At 61.4% G+C, this 19938-nt stretch carries 13 protein-coding genes, 2 tRNA genes and 3 pseudogenes; 8 read left to right on the top strand and 10 right to left on the bottom strand.

The genetic code is table 11. The annotated features are described in order from the left end of the window. Positions 1-114: 114 nt before the first annotated feature. From AB2N04_RS15845 to AB2N04_RS15835, 3 genes are all read left to right on the top strand, one after another. Positions 115-1215 carry a DUF2793 domain-containing protein gene (locus AB2N04_RS15845; RefSeq protein WP_367715459.1) on the top strand — a complete coding sequence of 367 codons (1101 nt, stop codon included), beginning with the start codon at positions 115-117 and terminating at the stop codon, positions 1213-1215. Positions 1216-1310: 95 nt separating this feature from the next. Further along, positions 1311-1385, top strand: a tRNA-Gln gene (locus tag AB2N04_RS15840). 90 nt (positions 1386-1475) lie between these two features. Then, a complete protein-coding gene (locus AB2N04_RS15835) occupies positions 1476-1727 on the top strand; it encodes a GIY-YIG nuclease family protein (RefSeq protein ID WP_367715457.1) in 252 nt (83 codons plus the stop codon). Positions 1728-1894: 167 nt separating this feature from the next. Here AB2N04_RS15835 and AB2N04_RS15830 read toward each other — a convergent pair whose 3' ends face one another. Both AB2N04_RS15830 and AB2N04_RS15825 read right to left on the bottom strand, forming a co-directional pair. Next, positions 1895-2983, bottom strand: coding sequence for a phosphomannomutase (locus tag AB2N04_RS15830; RefSeq protein ID WP_367715456.1), 1089 nt, complete (start codon positions 2981-2983; stop codon positions 1895-1897). A 67-nt stretch (positions 2984-3050) separates the two neighbouring features. Next, positions 3051-3257, bottom strand: a pseudogene (locus AB2N04_RS15825) (phosphomannomutase); the annotation flags it as partial. 296 nt (positions 3258-3553) lie between these two features. On the opposite strand from AB2N04_RS15825, the pseudogene AB2N04_RS15820 reads away from it, so the two are divergent. The 4 genes and pseudogenes from AB2N04_RS15820 to cysQ all read left to right on the top strand — a co-directional run bounded on the left by AB2N04_RS15820 (position 3554) and on the right by cysQ (position 8570). Next, positions 3554-4673 (top strand): annotated as a pseudogene (locus tag AB2N04_RS15820) (DegT/DnrJ/EryC1/StrS family aminotransferase). A gap of 230 nt (positions 4674-4903) precedes the next feature. After that, a complete protein-coding gene (gene cysD, locus AB2N04_RS15815; protein WP_367715454.1) occupies positions 4904-5809 on the top strand; it encodes a sulfate adenylyltransferase subunit CysD in 906 nt (301 codons plus the stop codon). A gap of 2 nt (positions 5810-5811) precedes the next feature. Further along, on the top strand, positions 5812-7731 hold the full coding sequence (cysN, locus tag AB2N04_RS15810; protein WP_367715452.1) for a sulfate adenylyltransferase subunit CysN: 1920 nt from the start codon (positions 5812-5814) through the stop codon (positions 7729-7731). Positions 7732-7769: 38 nt separating this feature from the next. Further along, positions 7770-8570: a 3'(2'),5'-bisphosphate nucleotidase CysQ gene (cysQ, locus tag AB2N04_RS15805; RefSeq protein ID WP_367715450.1), complete on the top strand. Its 801-nt coding sequence runs from the start codon at positions 7770-7772 to the stop codon at positions 8568-8570. Here cysQ and AB2N04_RS15800 read toward each other — a convergent pair whose 3' ends face one another. The 5 genes from AB2N04_RS15800 to AB2N04_RS15780 all read right to left on the bottom strand — a co-directional run bounded on the left by AB2N04_RS15800 (position 8571) and on the right by AB2N04_RS15780 (position 16280). Further along, on the bottom strand, positions 8571-9500 hold the full coding sequence (locus tag AB2N04_RS15800; protein ID WP_367715448.1) for a carbohydrate kinase: 930 nt from the start codon (positions 9498-9500) through the stop codon (positions 8571-8573). It abuts the gene before it with no gap. Positions 9501-9572: 72 nt separating this feature from the next. After that, positions 9573-12842 (bottom strand): error-prone DNA polymerase, encoded by a 3270-nt coding sequence (locus AB2N04_RS15795; protein ID WP_367715447.1) that lies wholly within the window; start codon positions 12840-12842, stop codon positions 9573-9575. Then, positions 12839-14419: a DNA polymerase Y family protein gene (locus AB2N04_RS15790; RefSeq protein WP_367715446.1), complete on the bottom strand. Its 1581-nt coding sequence runs from the start codon at positions 14417-14419 to the stop codon at positions 12839-12841. The genes AB2N04_RS15795 and AB2N04_RS15790 overlap by 4 nt, the downstream gene beginning before the upstream one ends. After that, positions 14316-15224 (bottom strand): ImuA family protein, encoded by a 909-nt coding sequence (locus AB2N04_RS15785; protein WP_367715444.1) that lies wholly within the window; start codon positions 15222-15224, stop codon positions 14316-14318. The genes AB2N04_RS15790 and AB2N04_RS15785 overlap by 104 nt, the downstream gene beginning before the upstream one ends. 561 nt (positions 15225-15785) lie before the next feature. Beyond that, positions 15786-16280, bottom strand: coding sequence for a GGDEF domain-containing protein (locus AB2N04_RS15780; protein ID WP_367715443.1), 495 nt, complete (start codon positions 16278-16280; stop codon positions 15786-15788). A gap of 277 nt (positions 16281-16557) precedes the next feature. On the opposite strand from AB2N04_RS15780, the gene AB2N04_RS15775 reads away from it, so the two are divergent. Further along, a complete protein-coding gene (locus tag AB2N04_RS15775) occupies positions 16558-17316 on the top strand; it encodes a GGDEF domain-containing protein (protein WP_367715442.1) in 759 nt (252 codons plus the stop codon). Between the two features lie 39 nt (positions 17317-17355). On the opposite strand, the gene AB2N04_RS15770 is transcribed toward AB2N04_RS15775, so the two are convergent. The 3 genes and pseudogenes from AB2N04_RS15770 to betB form a co-directional block, all read right to left on the bottom strand. Continuing rightward, entirely contained in the window at positions 17356-17781 is a 426-nt protein-coding gene (locus tag AB2N04_RS15770; protein WP_367715440.1) for a hypothetical protein, read from the bottom strand. A gap of 510 nt (positions 17782-18291) precedes the next feature. Further along, positions 18292-18368, bottom strand: a tRNA-Pro gene (locus AB2N04_RS15765). A 57-nt stretch (positions 18369-18425) separates the two neighbouring features. Beyond that, positions 18426-19890: pseudogene (betB, locus tag AB2N04_RS15760) on the bottom strand (betaine-aldehyde dehydrogenase). Between the last annotated feature and the right edge of the window lie 48 nt (positions 19891-19938).

Here is a 19938-nt window from a genome sequence, read left to right as displayed (position 1 = left end):
CTCGTGCACCGTGAAGGGAAGCGGCGCCGGGGAGAGGCGCCCGCTTTATCCCTGTATTTGTCCCCGCAACCGGGGCAGCCTGTAAACTGCGGCCATCAGAAGGAACGGGCCAACATGGAACAGACAAGCAATCTCGGACTTCCCTACATCATGCCCTCGCAGGCGCAGAAGCACGTGACACACAATGAGGCAATCCGACGACTGGACGGGGTCGTGCAGCTTGCCGTACGCGACCGTGATCTTGCCGCTCCACCTGCCAGTCCGGATGATGGTGCGTGCTACATCGTGGGCGCTGCGGCAACGGGTGCGTGGGAGGGATGGGACGGAAGTGTCGCTTATTTTGTCGACGGCGCGTGGGAAAAGCTTGTACCCGCCTCCGGCTGGCGCGCCTTTGTGGTGGATGAGAACCGTCTTGTCGCGTTCGACGGCACTGGCTGGCAGCCCATCAACGGATTGCCCGAAAGCGGTGCGGAAATTCAGAACGCAGCTCTTTTCGGCTTCGGGATGGGGGCCGATGCCGACAATCCATTCGCAGCCAGGCTCGACAAGGCTCTGTGGACCGCACGATATGCTGCGGAAGGCGGGACCGGCAGCCTTTTTTACACAATGAACAAGGAGAGCCCTGCCGGCGATGTGGGATTCCTGTTTCAGACCGGCTTTGTGACGAAGGCGACGGCTGGCCTCATGGGCACGGATGGCTGGCGGCTTGCCGTCTCGGCCGATGGCGCAGCGTTCAAAGATGCATTGCGTGCTGACGAGAGCTCCGGCCGGGTTTCGCTGCCCTCGAACCCCAAATTTCTCGGCCTCATCAATTATGACCAGTATGTCGCTGCCGATACCTGGCAGACCGTGGCCATCAACAATACGCTGGCCAACGATCAGATGACCTTTGACACTGGAACCAACCGCTTTACCGCACCGGCGGACGGGCTCTATCGGTTTGGAGCGACCATTGGCTGGAAGCAGAACGGCGCCAATCTGCCAACGGTGTTGAAAGCGAAGCTGCTGCTGAACGGTACGGTCGATCTTTGCGCGCCGCTGGTGAAGGGTGATGTCTCCAGTCTCGCGGTCGATGGCTCGGAGACGGCCCTGCACCTTCACGTCATGGCGGGTTTGACGGCGGGCGATACGGTCGAGCTGGCACAGTTCTTCGGCGGGCTGGATGGCTATGTACCGGCGACGGTCACGCAGTTTTTCGGCGAATGGTTGGCCTGACGGGAGGGAGCGGAAAGCGCGTGCTCCACAGAAAGGCTCAAAACGCCTTCTTGTCGAGGGGCCGCGCTTCTGCTATCCACCGCTTCGCTCGGTCTTGGGGCGTCGCCAAGTGGTAAGGCAACGGTTTTTGGTACCGTCATTCGCAGGTTCGAATCCTGCCGCCCCAGCCAGCCTCCGCTAAAGCTACGGCTGGGCAAGCCGGAGCGCGAGTGGAGGCTGCCGCGCCGTAGCCCAAAGGGCGAAGGCGGGCCGGAGACGCCATGCACTATGTTTATATTCTGCAAAGCCTGACATATGCCGACAAATATTATGTCGGATGCACAAACGACGTTGATGAGCGGCTGAGAAGGCACAATGCAGGCCGATCAGAATCGCAGTCGCGCCACTCATCCTTGTTTGGGCCATGGAAATTGGTGGTTCAGATAGGATTTGAAGACAGGGCGAAGGCATTTGCTTTTGAAAAGTATCTGAAATCCGGTTCAGGCCGCGCTTTCGCGAAGAGGCATTTCTGATCCCTTCCAACCGGTTCTTGCTTCTCAGTTTTTCCGCGCGTGGTGGTCGTAGGCGGCGTCCTGACACTAAGTTGCCAGCGGGCCGTTCCGTGGGAAGCGTCATCTTGCTGAACCGCTTTATATAAAGAGCGGGTGCTTCGCCACGGAGCTCTGACCTCGCTACCTGTCTAACCAGCCCCCTCGATCATCCCCCGCAACTCATCCACCTTTGCCTTCAACAGCGCCTTGTCAGCGCGGGTTTCCACGTTGAGGCGCAGGAGCGGTTCGGTGTTGGAGGCGCGCAGGTTGAAGCGCCAGTCGTCGAACACCATGCCGAGGCCATCCTGGCTCTCGATCTGAGGATTTTTCGGCATGTAATGATCTGAAATGCGCTTCTGCACCTCGGCTGCGTCCGAAACCGTGAAGTTGATCTCGCCGGAGCAGGGATAGGCGGCGATGCGCTCTTCCAGCCGCTCGGCAAGGGTCGTGCCACTGGCCGAAAGGTCCGCAATGACGTTGAGCCAGGCCAGCATGCCTGAATCGCAATAGGCGAAATCGCGGAAATAGTGGTGCGCGCTCATCTCGCCGCCATAGATGGCGTTTTCCTCGCGCATCATCTTTTTGAAATAGGCATGACCCGTGCGGCAGGGTTTTGCCACGCCGCCGGCGCTTTCCACCATGTCGATCGTGTTCCAGGTGAGGCGCGGATCATAGAGGATCGTGCTGCCGGGATGCTTGCCGAGCAGTGTCTGCGCGATCATGCCGACCAGATAATAGCCTTCCACGAAACGGCCCTTGTGATCGTAGAGGAAGCAGCGGTCGAAATCGCCGTCCCAGGCGATTGCCAGATCCGCGCCATGCTCGATCACCGCCTTGCTGGCCTTCTCACGCTTTTCCGGCAGCAGCGGGTTGGGCACGCCATTGGGCAGGCGCGGATCGGGCTCATGGTCGATCTTGATGAAGGTGAAGGGCAGGTGTTTTTCCAGAAGGTCGATGATCGGCCCTGCGCAGCCATTGCCGGCATGACAGACGATCTTCATCGGTTTCAGGTCCTGTCCCGCAACCTCGTTGAGGAGGCGTTCGATATAGGCGTAGCGGTCGCAGACATTGTGCAGGGCGCCGCGTGCGGAATAGTCGGCAACCGGCTTCAGCACCGCATCGGAGCGCATGATCTCCTCGATCCCGTTGAACGCGTTGTCCGGCGTGGCGGCGGATGCGCCTTTCAACACCATCTTGATGCCGTTGTAATCGGGCGGATTGTGACTGGCGGTCACCATCAGGGCCGGCGTCCGCACCACTGGCAGCAGTGTGAAAATAGACCTCTTCCGTGCCGCAGCGTCCAACCGGACGCACGCTGACGCCGCTGTCGAGAAGGCCCTGGATCAAGGCTTCGGCGAGGGCCGGGCTATCCATGCGCATGTCATGGCCGACAACCACCGTGCCGGGATTGAGGCTCTGCTTGAGCGCCTGTGAAAAGCGATAGGCGAAGGGAACATTGATTTCGGCCGGGATCCGACCACGAACGTCATACGCTTTGAATGGGGCGCCCATACTTTCCTTCCCGCATATTGTTTTCAGTGAACAATGCTCTTTTATTGTTCCGCATTGCAATGACTGATTGAAGTATTAGTGGATTCGCGTGCGTGCATACAGGAACAGAATTGCGGCGACAAATGCGCGCGCCATGCAAACCAACAACAGGCTGAAACCGTTGCAGCCGGTTCGTTCACCTCGTGTAACAGCCGGCGTGGCAGTTTGAAGGGCGCGGCTGGTTGCGCTGCGCGTTCTGCATGCCTATTCAACGGACGGGGCAAACGCGGAATCACCCGCAACCGATTGGGCAATAAATGCAATTCATCGATCTCGGCGCTCAGCGTGAGCGCATCAAGGACAGACTCGCGGCCGCTATCGACAAGGTTGTTGCCGAAGGGCGCTACATTCTGGGACCCGAAGTCAGCACGCTGGAAGAGCAGCTTGCGGCCTATGTCGGGACCAGACATGCAATCGCCTGCGCAAACGGCACCGATGCGCTTTTGATGCCGCTGATGGCTTATGGCATCGGACCGGGCGACGCCGTGTTCTGCCCGAGCTTCACCTTTGCGGCGACGGCAGAAGTCGTGGCGCTGGCCGGTGCAGAGCCGGTCTTCGTGGAGATCGATGCCGACACATACAACATGGATCCTGAAAGCCTGACGGCTGCCATCGACCACATCAAGGCCGAAGGCCGGCTGACACCGAAGGCGGTGATCCCGGTTGACCTCTTCGGTCTGGCTGCCGATTACGGCGCCATCGAGGGGATTGCAGCGCGCGAGGGACTGCGCATCATCGAGGATGCTGCCCAGTCGATCGGCGGAACGCTCAACAACAAACGCTGTGGCGCATTCGGCCATGTGGCTTCCACCAGCTTTTATCCGGCCAAACCACTTGGCTGTTATGGCGATGGCGGTGCGATGTTCACCGACGATGACGAACTGGCCAGGGTGCTGCGCTCCATTGCGTTCCACGGAAAGGGTGAGAGCCAGTATGACAATGTGCGTGTGGGGCTGAATTCGCGTCTCGATACGATCCAGGCTGCAATCCTGATCGAAAAGCTGGCCATACTCGAAGATGAGATGGACGCGCGCCAGAAGGTGGCCGCACGCTATGGCGAAGGCCCTTGGCGATGTGGTGAAGGTGGCGGTGACGCCGAAGGGCCATCGCTCGGCCTGGGCGCAATATGCCATCGAGTCCGAAAAACGCGACCTGGTGCGCAAGCGCCTTGGCGAGGCGGGCATTCCCTCGGTTGTCTATTACGAGAAGCCGCTGCATCTGCAGAAGGCCTATGAAATGTATGAGAAAGCGCCGGGCGGACTTGCCGTCTCGGAGAGCCTGCCACACCGCATCCTGTGCCTGCCGATGCACCCCTATCTGGCCGAGAGCGATCAGGACCGTGTGATCGAGACCATTCGCGGCGCTGTCGCCGAATAGGCGGAAAAGCAGCGTCGAAAACGTCCAGATGGCCCGCGAAAGCGGGCCTTTCTCGCATTCTGAAATGCCTTTTCCCCTTTGCCGGAAACAACGCAAAATGCGCCTCTCAAACCGGGGTGAGGTTGGGCGTGCGCGCCTTGAGAGGGCGGAAAACCACGTGGTACCTCAAAGGCATGAGCCGGAAGCCGTGAAGGTTCCGGCCGCAGCGACAAAGACGCGAAGGCGAAGACATGCCGGCAGCCCTAACCCATCTCGACAGGCTGGAAGCCGAAGCGATCCACATCTTCCGCGAAGTGGCGGCGACCTTTTCAAAGCCGGTGATGCTCTACTCTGTCGGCAAGGATTCCTCCGTTCTGATGCATCTGGCGATGAAGGCGTTCTATCCCGCCAAGCCGCCATTTCCCTTCCTGCATGTGGACACCACCTGGAAGTTTCGCGAGATGATCGAATTTCGCGACCGGATGGCGCGCGAAAAGGGGTTTGATCTTCTGGTGCACGTGAATGAAGAGGGCGTGCGCGACGGCATCAATCCGTTCGATCATGGCTCCAACACGCACACCCATGTGATGAAGACGGTTGCGCTGCGCCAGGCGCTCGAAAAATACGGTTTCGACGCGGCCTTTGGTGGTGCGCGGCGCGATGAGGAAAAGAGCCGCGCCAAGGAGCGCATCTTCTCGTTTCGCTCCGCAGGCCATGGCTGGGACCCCAAGAACCAGCGCCCCGAAATGTGGAAGATCTACAACACGCGCGTGGCGCAGGGTGAATCGATCCGCGTTTTTCCGCTCTCCAACTGGACCGAGCAGGACATCTGGCAATACATCCTTCAGGAGAACATTCCCATCGTGCCGCTCTATTTCGCCGCCAGACGGCCAGTGGTGGATCGCGGCGGGATGACCATCATGGTCGATGACGACCGGATGCGTCTGCAGCCGGGCGAGAAGGTGGAGGAACGCCTGGTGCGCTTCCGCACGCTTGGCTGCTACCCGCTGACAGGCGCGATCCCTTCCACCGCCACCACGCTTGAGGAGATCGTCTCCGAAATGCTGACGGCCCGCACCTCTGAACGGCAGGGGCGTCTGATCGACCGCGATGAGGCGGGCTCCATGGAGAAGAAGAAGCGCGAGGGGTATTTCTGATCATGTTGACCGCCAACACTGCGCTTCTGCGTGAAGACGACGATGTTCCTGTCGATATCCGCGACTATGTGGCCGGGCAGGAGAACAAGGGGCTTTTGCGGTTCCTGACCTGCGGGTCGGTGGATGATGGAAAATCCACACTGATCGGGCGTCTCCTGTTCGACACAAAGCTGATCTTCGAGGACCAGCTTGCCGCACTGGAGAACGATTCGCGCAAGCACGGCACGACCGGCGATGAGGTCGATTTCGCGCTGTTGGTGGACGGGCTGGAGGCGGAACGCGAGCAGGGCATCACCATCGATGTGGCCTATCGGTTTTTCTCCACGCCGCGCCGCAAATTCATCGTGGCCGACACGCCGGGCCACGAGCAATACACGCGCAACATGGCGACGGGCGCGTCCACGGCCGATCTCGCCATCGTGCTGGTGGACGCGCGGCAGGGCATCCTGCCGCAGACGCGCCGCCACTCGATGATCGCCTCGCTTCTGGGCATTAGGCACATCGTTCTGGCGGTCAACAAGATCGACCTTGTCGGCTTTGACGAGGCGGCGTTCGAGCGCATTGCTGCGGAATACCGCGCATTTGCGGAGGAACTCGGTTTCGACACGATCCAGCCGATCCCGATGTCGGCGCGCTATGGCGACAATGTCATCCGCTCGTCGGGCAAGACGCCCTGGTATGAAGGGCCGTCGCTCTTGGAGCATCTGGAGACGGTGGATATTGAGGCCGAGGCGGAGGGAAAGCCGTTCCGCTTTCCGGTGCAATATGTCTCGCGGCCGAACCTCGATTTTCGCGGCTTCTCGGGCACCGTGGCTTCCGGGCGCATTGGCGTCGGCGAGCGGGTGACTGTCGCCAAGTCGGGCAAGCAGACGCGTATTCGCCGCATCGTCACGCAGGATGGCGATCTGGAGGTCGCATCCGAGGGGCAGGCGGTCACGCTTCTGCTCGAAGACGAGGTGGAGCTTTCGCGCGGCAACATGCTGGTGACGCCAGAGGCGCGCCCGCATGTGGCAGACCAGTTTTCCGCGACGCTGGTGTGGTTCGATGAAAAACCGCTTCTGCCGGGGCGGGCCTATATTCTGCGCACGGAGACGCAGGAGGTTTCTGCGACGGTGAGCCAGCTCAAACACCGCCGCAACATCAACAATTTTGCCGAGGAGCCGGCGACAAGCCTCGACCTGAACGAGGTGGGTCTGTGCAACTTTTCGCTTCAGGCGCCGATTGCCTTCGACGCTTTCAGCGACAACCGCACCACGGGCGCGTTCATCCTGATCGACCGGCTGACCAATGCGACGGTGGGTGCCGGCATGATCCAGCGGCCCTTGCGGCGCGCGGCGAACATCCACTGGCAGGCGCTCGACGTGACGCGCCAGTCGCGCGCGGAGCTGAAGCACCAGAAGCCGGCGGTGCTGTGGTTCACCGGGCTTTCGGGCTCCGGAAAATCGACCATTGCGAGCCTTCTGGAGAAGAAGCTGCACGCAGCCGGCCGGCACACCTATGTGCTGGATGGCGACAATATTCGCCACGGGCTCAACCGGGATCTGGGCTTTACCGACGAGGACCGGGTGGAGAACATCCGCCGCGTGGCCGAGACAGCAAAGCTGATGGCAGATGCCGGGCTGATCGTGCTCGTCTCGTTTATCTCGCCCTTCAGGGCCGAACGGCGCATGGCGCGCGAATTGATGAACGAGGGCGAATTCGTGGAGGTTTTCGTGGACACGCCCTTCGAGGAATGCGCAAGGCGCGATCCGAAAGGGCTCTATGCCAAGGCGCTCAACGGCGAGATCCAGAACTTCACGGGCGTCGATTCCCCCTATGAGCCGCCGGAAAGGGCTGATATTCACCTGGACACAACGGACCGCGTGCCCGAAGAGCTCGTCGACGAGGTGGAGGCCTGGCTCAGGCAGCGCGGTTATTGCTGATCTTCGGATCGAATGACTGGGAAAGACTGAACGGGCCCATGGGCATGCTGAAGGACGATGCAGCGCTTCTGGCGCTGTTTGAGGATCTGGCGCTGGCGGCAGGGGCTGCAATCATGCAGCACTACGAGGCTGGCTTCGAGGTGGAACAAAAGGCTGATGACACGCCGGTGACGGCAGCCGACCGCGCGGCGGAGAAGGTGATCCTGGACGGTTTCCGCAATGTCGGGCTTGGAACGCCGTGCGTCTCGGAGGAGGCCGCGTCCGGCGGCGTCATTCCGGCCTGCGGCGACGGCAACTTCCTTCTGGTCGACCCGCTTGACGGGACGCGCGAATTCATTGCGCGGCGCCCGGATTTCACCGTCAATATCGGCCTGATCCGCAATGGCGGGCCGGTGGCGGGCGTAGTTTATGCGCCGGCACGCGATCTGCTCTATTCGGCGCGGTCGGGCGAAGCCTTTGAAGTGACCGTGATCGGTGGGAAACCGCAACAGCGGCGAATGATCCGGGCGCGGCCATGCCAAACGCCGCCTGCGATTGTTGCCAGTCGCTCGCACTGCACCGATGAGACCCGTGCCTTCATCGCCCGCTATCCCGATGCCGAGACGGTTTCCATCGGCTCGTCGCTAAAATTCTGCATGATCGCACGGGGCGATGCGGACCTCTATCCGCGTTTTGGCCGCACCATGCAGTGGGACACGGCGGCAGGCGATGCGATCCTGCGTGCGGCAGGCGGCATGGCGAACACGCTCGATGGCGCGCCGCTCACCTATGGGCCGAAGGACGGGGAGGGGCTGGAAGCCTTTGTGAGCCCCTCTTTCGTGGCCGGGGGCGCGGGTTGATCACACAACCGAAAGCTCATCCTTCCACGGTGGATTTGCGCCAGCGCGCGACACGGTGACGGCGGCGGCGCGGGAGGCGAAGTCTATTGCTTTCGACATCTGCGCCTCGTCGAGCGCCGCGATCTTTTGCTTCGTCAGAAGCCCTGCCGTCTCAAGGGCCGCCAGAAGCGCACCGTTGAATGTGTCTCCGGCCCCGACCGTGTCCACCACCTCGACGGGTGTCGCCGGAACGAACTGCTTTTGCGATTTCGTGTAGGCCGTCGCGCCATTGCCGCCATCGGTGAGGATGACGAGGCTCGGGCCGCGTTCCAGCCAGCGGGTGAGAATTTCGTCGGCGCTGCCTGTCTCTTTGAACCATTCCAGATCGTCGGCTGAAATTTTCACAATATCCGCGTTCGTCATCATCCGCTCAATGCGTGTGCGATGCGCCTGTGCATCCCTGATGAAAGCGGGTCGGATATTGGGGTCTAGCATGATGACGCGGCTCTTGGCCTCGCGCGCCATCAGCGCCTCATAGGCCGAACCGCAGGGTTCTGAAACGAGGCTGATGCCGCCGAACAGCATGGCCGATATGTCCGCGCCGATTGCCGGCAGATCGGATGGCTCGATCATGCGCCCGGCTGTGCATTCGTCATAGAAATCATACTCGGCCTGGCCGTTGGAGAGGGTCACGAAGGCCAGCGTGGTGTGGCGGGCCGAAAACCGTGCAAGCGTGAGGTCCACACGGCTTTCCTCAAGCTTTTCTCGCAGCATGCGGCCGAACAGGTCGTCCGAGAGCCCGGTGAAAAAACCGCATGGAACGCCAAGGCGGGCTATGGCAATGGCGCTGTTGAAAACGGCGCCGCCCGGATAGGGCGCGAAAGCGGCCTCGCCCTGGCCTGTCTGGCGCGGCAGCATGTCGATCAGCGCTTCACCGCAGCAAAGGATCATGAAAAGCCTCCCGTTTTTCACCGCACCGGACTAGCCTGACGGCAGCGGCTTGGCAATGCACGGTGCGGCCCGTCAATGGAAGTTTCGTCCCTTTGGCAAGACGCGGACATCGCGCGGATGCCGCCACAGATTCCGTGTGGTGGCGGCCTTTTCATCCCCTTTCCCGATACCCTGATCGGACATGGCGGCAAGAAGTTCGGGCGTGGTGTCGGTGAGGCGCCGCGCGATCACATGGATGACATCGCTTTCTTTTTGCAGGGTTCCCTCCACCGTGACCATGCGTGCGCCGAAGACGATGCGGCGAAAACGCTGGAAGACACGAGGCCAGACGATGATGTTGGCGATGCCGGTTTCGTCTTCCAGTGTCATGAAGATGACGCCACTGGCGGTGCCCGGACGCTGGCGCACCAGCACAAGGCCCGACACACGCACGAAGCGGCCTGCCGGGGTTTCGGCAAGTTGGCGGGTTTTCAGGACGCGGCGCCTGTCAAGCAAGCGGCGCAGGAAGGAGACGGGATGCGCCTTGAGCGAGAGGCCGAGCGTGCCGTAATCCTCCACCACCTGTTCGCCGGGCAAAAGCGCGGGCAGTGCGACGCTCTCTTCGTCCTGAAGAGGTGTTGCGGCTGCACCCTTGGCGCTGGCGAAGAGCGGCAATTCTTCGGCTACGGAGCGCACGCCCTTATGACCGCTCAGGCCGCGCACCTCCCAAAGGGCGGCGCGCCGGTCGAGCCCGAGTGAGCGGAAGGCATCGGCCTCGGCGAGCCGGCGCAGGGAAAACATGTCGATGCCGGAGCGGAAATAGAGATCGCGCACATTGGTAAACATGCCTGCCTCCCGTGCGGCCATGAGCTTCAACCCGACCGTTTCGCGCATGCCGTCCACCTGGCGCAGCCCGAGCCGCAGCGCATGACGGATCGCCCCCGGTTTTGCCGCTGGTTCGAGCGTGTGATCCCAGTCGCTGAGATTGATGTCGACGGGGCGCGTGTCGCCGCCATGCTCGCGAAAATCGCGCACAATGGAAGAGGCGGAATAAAAGCCCATGGGCTGAGAATTCAAAAGCGCACAGGCAAAGACGTCCGGATAGTGGCATTTGAGCCAGGAGGAGGCATAGGCAAGCAGCGCAAAACTGGCCGAATGGCTTTCGGGAAAGCCGTAATCGCTAAAACCTTTCATCTGATTGAAACAGCGCTCGGCAAAATCGGGTTCGTAGTTATTGGCGAGCATGCCATTGATGAAATCCTCGCGGAACTGATCGATGGTGCCGGTGCGGCGGAAGGAAGCCATGGCGCGGCGCAGCCGGTCTGCCTTTTCCGGCGAAAAGCCGGCGGCAACGATGGCGATCTTCATCGCCTGTTCCTGAAACAGCGGCACGCCGAGGGTCTTCTGGAGCACGGCACGCAATTCCTCGGATGGGTATTCCTGTGCCTCTTCGCCGTTGCGACGACGCAGATAGGGGTGGATCATGTCTCCCTGAATGGGACCGGGCCGGACAATGGCGATCTCGATCACGAGGTCGTAGAAATTTTCCGGTTTCAGACGTGGCAGCATGGACATCTGCGCCCGGCTTTCGATCTGGAAGACGCCGACCGTGTCGGCGCGCTGGATCATGGCGTAGGTGGGCTTGTCGTCGCGTGGCACAGTGGCGAGCGTGTGATCCTCGCCATAATGATCACGCAAAAGATCGAAGCTCTTGCGCAGGCAGGTGAGCATGCCGAGTGAGAGCACATCCACCTTGAGAATGTTGAGCGCATCGAGATCGTCCTTGTCCCATTCCACCATGGTGCGGTCTTTCATGGCAGCGTTTGCTATGGGCACGATTTCGCTCAAAGGCGAGTGGGTGAGCACGAAGCCGCCCACATGCTGCGAGAGATGGCGGGGAAAGCCGATCAACTGACCGACGAGCACAAGGGTCTGGCGCAGGCGCGGATCGGTGGGATCAAGACCGGCTTCGCGCACCTGCTCGCCGGTGGGCGTGCGCGAAGAGTGCCCCCAGACAAGGCCGGTCATGGCAGCCACCACATCGGGCGAGAGCCCCATCGCCTTGCCGGCCTCGCGCACGGCGCTGCGTGTGCGGTAGGAAATGACGGTGGCGGCAAGCCCGGCCCGGTGGCGGCCATACTTGCCGTAGATATACTGCATCACCTCCTCGCGCCGCTCATGCTCGAAATCGACGTCAATGTCTGGCGGCTCACCGCGTTCAGCCGAAATGAAGCGCTCGAACAGAAGGTCGATCTCGGTCGGGTTGACCGAGGTGACGCCAAGGCAATAGCAGACGACCGAATTGGCCGCCGAACCGCGCCCCTGGCACAGAATGGGCGGGGTCTGCGCGCGGGCAAAGCGCACGATGTCGTGCACGGTGAGAAAGTAGGCGGCATATTCAAGCTGGCTGATCAGCTTCAGCTCATGGGCGATAAGGGCCCGGACCTTGGAGGGAACACCTTCGGGAAAACGTTCTTTTGCACCGAGCCAGGTGAGACGCTCCAGCTCTTCTTGTGGCGTTGCGCTCTCGCCATTCGATTCCTTCGGATAATCGAAGCGCAGCTCCTCGAGCGAAAACCGGCAATCGTTCATGAGTGCCACGGAGCGGGCAATGGCATCTTCATGGCCGCGCAGCAGGCGGGCCATCTCTGCCGGTGCCTTGAGATGGCGCTCCGCATTGCGCTCAAGATGAAAGCCTGCCTCGTCGATGGTGCAATGGTTGCGGATACAGGTGAGAAGATCCTGCAGCGGGCGGCGCGCCGGCGTGTGATAGAGCACGTCATTGGTGGCGACGAGCGGCGTGCCGCAGGCGCCGGCGAGCGTGGCAAGGCGTTGCTGGCGGGCGCCGTCATTGGCCCGCCGATAGGGCGTGAGCGCCAGAAAGACATTGCCGGAAAAGTGGGTGGCTAGACGGCGCAGGTTTTCCTCGAAACCGGAGCCGAAATCATAGGGTGGAATGGCGATGAGACGCTGGTCATGACCAAGCGCTTTCAGATCGTCCATGTGCAGGTGACATTCGCCCTTGGGCGCGCGGCGGTTGCCATCGGTCAAAAGACGGGTGAGGCGGCCATAGGCCTGCCTGTCGGTGGGAAAGCACAGGGCTTCAAAACCATCCAGAAGCACCAGCCGAACGCCCACCACAAGGCGAATGTTTCGCGCCTTCGCCTCCACATGGGCGCGCACGACGCCGGCCAGCGTGTTGCGGTCGGCAATGCCGACGGCCGCATGGCCAAGCCGGGCTGCCTCGGCCACAAGTTCGTGCGGGTGAGAAGCGCCACGCAAAAAACTGTAATTGCTGGTGACGCCGAGTTCGACAAAGGGGGTGGCTGGCGCTGTGGTGCGCTGTATTGTTTTTCCGCTCATGCAAAAACCCCGTGAAGGAACCAGCGGGGGGGCTCCTCATCGCGTTCGTAAAGCCCTTCGCGAAACAGCCAGAAGCGGCGACCGGCATCATCCTCGACACGGAAATAATCGCGTGTCTTGCGGCTGGCGCCGAAGGGAGCACGCCACCATTCGGGCGCGATGCGCTCCGGCCCTTCGGCGCGGGTCACGCGATGCGCCACGCGCCGCCACTCAAACCGGGTGGGGGGGCCGTCGGGAACGCTGGCAAGCGTGGTTACGGGCTCGGGAACAGACAAGAGAAAGAGTGGTCTGGCAAAGGCGGCTCCATCCTGGATGTGTCGCAGCTGGGCCTGCCAGTCATGCTCCTGCACCCGTTTGAGCACGGAGACGGAGTGAGCGGCACGCTCGGGCAGATAGCTGGCACAAGGGGCGGAGCGGGTGACGTTGCGCGCGCCGAACCGGTTGACGAGCCTGTCGAGAAGAGGGGCGAAATCGCCATCGCGGGCGGCGCCGGGGTCCTCGCCCAGGTCTTCCTGCCGCATGGCGAGGTTTTCCACGGTAAAGGCGGTGAGACTTGCCGCCTCGAAACCGAACCCCGCCCGATCGGTGATGCGGTCGAGACGCTCGCAAAGCAGACGGGCAAGATGCCTGGCATCGCGCGTGGCCGTGCTGGTGGCAAGCGGCAGAGCCTCGAACCAGCCATCGACGCGGAACAGGCGCAATTCCAGCCGTCGCGCGCCCTTGCCGGCCGTTTCCATCTTTGCGCACAGGTCGCGCGCGAGATGCCCAATGGCGATTTCGATTGCTTCCGGCGTGGCGATGGGCTCGGCAAAACGGGCGTGCGCGACATGGAGATGGGGCGGGGTGAGCGGTCGAAAGCTCTCCTCTTCGTGACCAAGGGCTTCGTCCAGCCGCCGCAGGGCAAGTGGTCCGAAACGGGCGACAAGCGGCGCGCGCGGTCTGCCGATCAGGTCGCCGACATGTTTCAGCCCCAGTTTCTCCATGGCTTCGACGGTGCTCTGTTCCAGTCGCAGGGCGCTGACAGGCAGGGGTGCCATATGCCTGGAAAGCGTTTTGCGCGAAGCGATAAGCTTTTTGTCCGCCGCGTGACGGGCGAGCGCCCATGCACCGCCAATGGTGGGCGCCAGTGCCAGCCGTGCCGTGAGCCCGAAGCCGCCAAGTTTTTGCGTCAGCGTGTCCATCAGTGCGGCCTCACCGCCGAAAAGATGGGCGCAGCCGGTGATGTCGAGGCTCACCCCGTCGGGGAAGTCGGGCCGCGTGAAGGGCGAGAAACACTGACACCAGAGCGCAAGCCGGATGAGGGCGCGCTCATCGCCGGGAAGGTCTGCATGGGCGACCCGGAGGGCGGGGTGAATGGCGCGCGCATCCGCCAGCGCCATGCCTGGTGAAAAGCCGAGCGCCTTAGCTGGCCGGTTGAGAGCGGTGATGCGTTGTCCGCTCTCCGTGGTGGTGACGAGAACCAGCGGTTCATCATCACGAAGCTTCTGCCCATGCCTGGTGGACATCGGGTCGCCAGGACGTGCGCTCCGGCGCTCGATCGGCCAGCGGGGCAGGAAGACGGAAAGAAAGTGTTTCATGATCCCACTCCACATCCCAGTGTTGCGATAAACGACGGGAGAGGCCCTGCCTGCATTTGAGAAGCTGAAGCCGCCAGCACGGCGCGCCCGGTCCTGCCTGACCGGCATGGTGCCTGCGGCTTGGCAACGAACCGACGGACCAGCGCGTTTCGGCGGCGGTGTTTTCGACGCTGGCCTGTCGGCCGCGCATCAGGAAGGCCGTGACGCCATGGCGCGACGCCCGCAGGCCAAGGCGGCGGCTGGCCGCAAAATCATAGGCGCGGGCATTGTCCGGCAACAGACCGGCGACAGCAGCAAGAGGGGCATGGGAAAGCCCTTCTTCAAGCGCCCAAAGCACATCGATCGGCTTGCGCGCCTCGATTCGGATCAGACGGTTCGGGTCGAAGCCGAGAGCTGCAAGCCCGGGCGGGTAAAGAGCGCCCTCACGGCTGGAAAGATGTGCGGGAGCCACCCACAGTACAGATCCTGATCGCTGGCGCAGAAGACGGGCCAGAAGACAGATGCCGAAACCGATGCCGGCAGCAAAATCGCCATGGCCGGCCGGCAGGATTTCATGCAGCGCGCCGGTCCTGAGGCCATGACCGGGCAGGGCGCTGTCAAGAGCCTCCGGTCCGAGCGGAAGAGTGGGACGAGGCGCCGAAGCAAACCTTTCCTGGGGGGCAATGCGACTGCGCAATGCATCAATAACCCGGCCTCTTTTTTCCGGGGCTGTGAGGGCAAGTTTCTCCTTGCTCTCGGGCTGGATCGGGCGGGGCTCAGGCTCCGCAGTCTCTGGCCACGGCTCCATCTCGACAGGGATATTCATAATGCAGCCTCCGAACGCAAACAGGAAGACGCGGCCGCTGCCGGGCCAGCCTGCGGCACCGGCCGGCTCTGACTCAAACTCTCAGCTTTCGCTTCCAGGAATTTGATCGGATTCGTTTTTCCTGCCCTGACTCTGGTGCCGATTGGCACGTGCAGAAAAACTTCCAGCAAACCCTGGTGAGGGCTTGCCGCTCGGTGGAAAGGCAAAAGGGACGGAGCGTATTGCATATCCTCACAATACGAACAAAGAGGGAACAAATCAATTGTTCCATCACCCCGAAGGAGAACAATATGGGGAAATGAAAAACCGCCAGACGACCGCCCCGGAAACAGGTGCAGTCAGTCTGGCGGCCAACCTGGCGTTCTTACGACGCTTTCAGGCGAGTCCCCTCCGGGCTCATTGATATGAAAGCATGAACCGTGCCAAACATGGGGAACCCGGATTTTTCAGGTAATTGAAGCACTTTGCATGTCTCTGCTTCGCAGAGGCCGGTTTTCTGGAGGCTGATCTTGCCGCTCGTTCAGGCACGGTGCCCAAAAAACATACAACTCCCCGCAGGCTTCACACCGCCACTTCCAGACGATTGCGCCCGGTCGATTTGGCGCGGTTGAGCGCATCGCCGGCCTGATCGAGCGCAATCCAGAAGCTTTCCTTGTCTGACAAGGGCGTGCGCAACCCCACGCTGATGGTCAGCTTTATCTCTGTTCCCTCGTACTGGAAGGGGGATTGGGCGACGGCATTTTGGATGCGCTCGGCCAGACCGAATGCACGCTCGGCATCGTAAGCGGGCAAAACAAGCGCGATGGCCTGTCCGCCGAAACTGGCCACCATGTCCGTCTGCCGCACGGAAGACTGAACGACGCCAGCCACATGCCGCAACGCTTCTTCACCGGCACGGTGGCCATATGCTGCAAGCACCTGATCAAACGCATCGATGTCGATGAGAGCCATCGAGCAGGGCTGCCCCGCCCAGCTCATCGCGGCTGCGAGTTCCGGCCCCAATTTATCAAAAACCCGTCTGTTCAACAGCCCGGTAGCCATATCCGTGGTGCCCAATGGTGCCTCCTTCGCACGGTCTGGTCCAAGGGGGAACGCTGCAATTTCAGGATGCGGCTGCCAACCACCTTCACGACCATGCTGGCCACGATAGCAAGCAGCCTGGCTTCTCCCAAGAGCGTGATTGCGATTTCCATACGCTCTGGGGAAAACCCTAGGCGGAAAAACACCGCCAGGAACAAACGCTTTTTCGCAAGCGGGGGCGAAGCCTTCCGCAAGGTAACCCGGTGTTTACGGGAGCCAAGATAGTTGTTCCGCCTCAGGGCGGGAAAACGAGATGAGCTGGCTACAGACGATATTCGACAGGTTTGATGCCATGCGCATCTGGCAGCAGGCCTCCTGCGTGACGCTGATGTGCGTGGTGGCAGCGGATGCTTTGACGCTCGTGTTGTATTCCGTGTTCTTTACGGAGCGGCTTCTGCTCGATCTTGTGCTGACGGCCGTCATCACGATCACGGTCGCCTATCCCATTTCCTACCTCTTTTTGACCAAGACCGCGGTGGTTGCGAAACTGGCGAAAGAGCTGGACATGGCTGCCACCACTGACTTTCTTACCGGGCTCCGCAACCGCAGGGATTTCATGCGGATTGTCAGTGAATTGATTGACAGTGGCAGTTCTTCGGCGGGGGCCGTTCTGTTCATCGATGTGGATCATTTCAAACAGATCAACGACCGGTTCGGCCATGCGGAGGGAGATCGCGTTCTCAGGCTCATGGCCGAAGCCATAAAGCAGAGTGTTCGCGGTGAAGACATCGCCGCGCGCATGGGCGGAGAAGAGTTTGCCGTTTTCATGCCCGGTGCTGCTCTGCCGCTGGCACGGCTGATCTCTGAGCGGATTGCGCTGAGCTGTCGCCTTGTGGGGTCTAATGTCCAGGCGCAGACTGTATCGACCACGGTGAGCATCGGAATTGCAATGCATCAACCCGGTCAGTCGCTCGATGCGGTTATCAACGAGGCGGACATGCTTCTTTACAAGGCCAAACAGCACGGGCGCGACTGCGTGATGCACCAGCAACCGCTTGAGTTTGTGGCGTGATGCATGCCTGACGGGCCCGTGCCGACGGAGGTGGCAGGGTTACTCCGCCTCGATGTGGAAGACCGACCAGACCCAGCTGCGCTCCTCTTCCTCCGGCACCTTCTCCCCATTGGTGTCGTAGACCAGCCAGAGCGGGCCAAACCCGCCGAGACCCAGCGGCTTGCCATCGAGCTTCATGGCCAGAACCCACTCCCGGGAAGCACGCTTTTCAGCGTCCATGGTCAGACCGAATCCGTCGAGGGCGTAGAGTGTCAACGTGTCGCCCGATACGCCTGCCAGATCCAGTACGTCATCAAGCAGCGGCCCTTCCATCGTCAGCGTGCGCGGCCAGTCTTCGGTATCCGCATTCACCTTGATGGTTTTCTGGGGCAGGGCGGCCAGCGCGTCCCAGTTCAGGCTGTAGGGCCCGGTCGAAAGTCTTGTCGTGGAAGTGAAAGAAACCGTCAAAGAATGGATCGAACGCATCGCGATTGGTTTTCTCAACCGATCCGCTGATGGTGAGCATTGTTCCCTCGGCATGGCTTGCGCCGGGCGCTGAAAAAACAAGTGAAGTGGCGATTAACGCTGCAACCAGATATCCACGCATGACTGTCTCCGGGTAATGTCCCTCTGGTATGTTCTGGATGAGAGGAAGCCTGTTGATCACGAGTTTGTGAAGCCCGACTTTGCCGGCTCGTTGCCACGCGGTCAAGCGGCCGGCCAGTGCGCCGATGCCCGACACCGGTCGAGCGCAAGGCACCCATTTCGATCAAGACGTGGAGGGGGGCGCCTTTGCGATCCATTCCTGCCGGGCGGTCGGAGGCCGGCGCGGCCATTCCATGCGCAGGCACGCGCTGCGATGCAGTGCGACAAGCGGATGAAGCGTGAAAAATGCCCGTTCAGATGATTGACGCCGACTGAAAGCCAAACCCGATAGCATCCTGAAACACAGGAAGCAGGATGTGGCCACATTACCGGGCTGTACATTTGAGAAACTGGTCGGAGTGGCAGGATTTGAACCTGCGACCCCCTCGTCCCGAACGAGGTGCGCTACCAGGCTGCGCTACACTCCGTGACCAGACGGCGGGCTTATAGCTGCCGTCTTTCTTCTGCGCAAGATCAAACCGTCATCAATATGGGCTTTCCACGTCTCCCATTTCCACATAGACGGATTTGACCTGTGAATAATGGGCGAGTGCCGCCATGGCGTTTTCGCGCCCGAAGCCGGACTGCTTCACGCCGCCGAAGGGCAGTTCCACCGGCGTGAGATTGTAGGTGTTGATCCAGCAGGTGCCGGCTTTCAGCGCCCCGATCACGCGGTGGGCGCGGGCGATATCTCTCGTGAAGACGCCGGCTGCAAGGCCAAAAGGCGTGTCATTGGCGCGCTCGACCACCTCGTCCTCGTCGTCGAACGTCAGGATGCTCATGACCGGGCCGAAAATCTCCTCGCGGGCAATGCGCATCCGGTCGGTGACACCGGTGAAGATGGTCGGTTCGACATAAAAACCGTCTTCAAGGCCCTGAAGCCGTGGCGCGCCACCGCCATGGTGCAGGGTTGCGCCGTCCTCGCGGCCGATCTCGATATAGCGCAGCACCTTGTCATACTGCGCCTTGCTGACGAGCGGGCCGAGATGGGTTTCGGGATCGAGGGGGTCGCCCAGACGAATGGCGCTGGTGCGCTCGGTCAGGCGAGACAGGAAACGTTCATGGATGCCCTTCTGGACGAAAACGCGTGTGCCGTTGGAGCAAATCTGGCCAGTGGAATAGAAATTGCCGAGCATGGCCCCGCCAATGGCGTTTTCCAGGTCGGCATCATCGAACACGATCAGCGGTGACTTGCCGCCAAGCTCCATCGTGGCCGGCTTCATCTCGCCGCCGGCAAGCGCCTGCACCTTCCTGCCGGTCTCGACCGAGCCGGTGAGAGAGACCTTTGCGACTTCCGGATGGGCCACAAGCGCTGCGCCGACATCGCCCAGTCCCTGCACCACGTTGAAGAGACCATCGGGCAGGGCCCGCCTCGGTGAAAATTTCGGCAAGCCTGAGGGCTGAAAGCGGGGTCACCTCGGACGGCTTGAACACCATGGCGTTGCCCATGGCGAGCGCAGGGCCGGACTTCCAGCCTGCAATTTGGATCGGATAGTTCCAAGCGCCGATGCCGACACAAACCCCGAGTGGCTCACGGCGCGTATAGCCGAAGGATCCGCCTAGCTCGACCTGCTCGCCATTGAAGGCGGCGACGGCACCGCCGAAGAATTCGAGCGCCTCCGCAGCGGAAGGCGCGTCGGCGACAAGGGTTTCCTGCAGCGCCTTGCCGGTGTTCAGCGTTTCAAGCTTTGCCAGTTCTTCATTGTGCTCAAGCAGGAGATCTGCCGCCCGGCGCAGGATGCGGCCACGCTCGACCGGCTTCAGCTTTGCCCAGGCGGGCTGGGCGGCGCGGGCCGCCTCGACGGCGAGTTCGATGATGTTGGAAGTGGCCGAATGGACGCGGGCGATGATCTCGCCGGTGGCGGGATAGACCACCTCGATCACCGCGCCCTGTTCGTCTTCAACATGGCGGCCATTGATATAGTGTGATGCTTTGGGCTGCGCGCGCATGAATTCTCCAGCTTTCGGAAGGGCTATCGTTTCATGGAAACGCTTTCC

The sequence above is a fragment of the Nitratireductor sp. GISD-1A_MAKvit genome, assembly GCF_040819555.1.
Classification (GTDB): domain Bacteria; phylum Pseudomonadota; class Alphaproteobacteria; order Rhizobiales; family Rhizobiaceae; genus Nitratireductor.
This window is presented reverse-complemented; position numbering and strand designations above follow the sequence as displayed.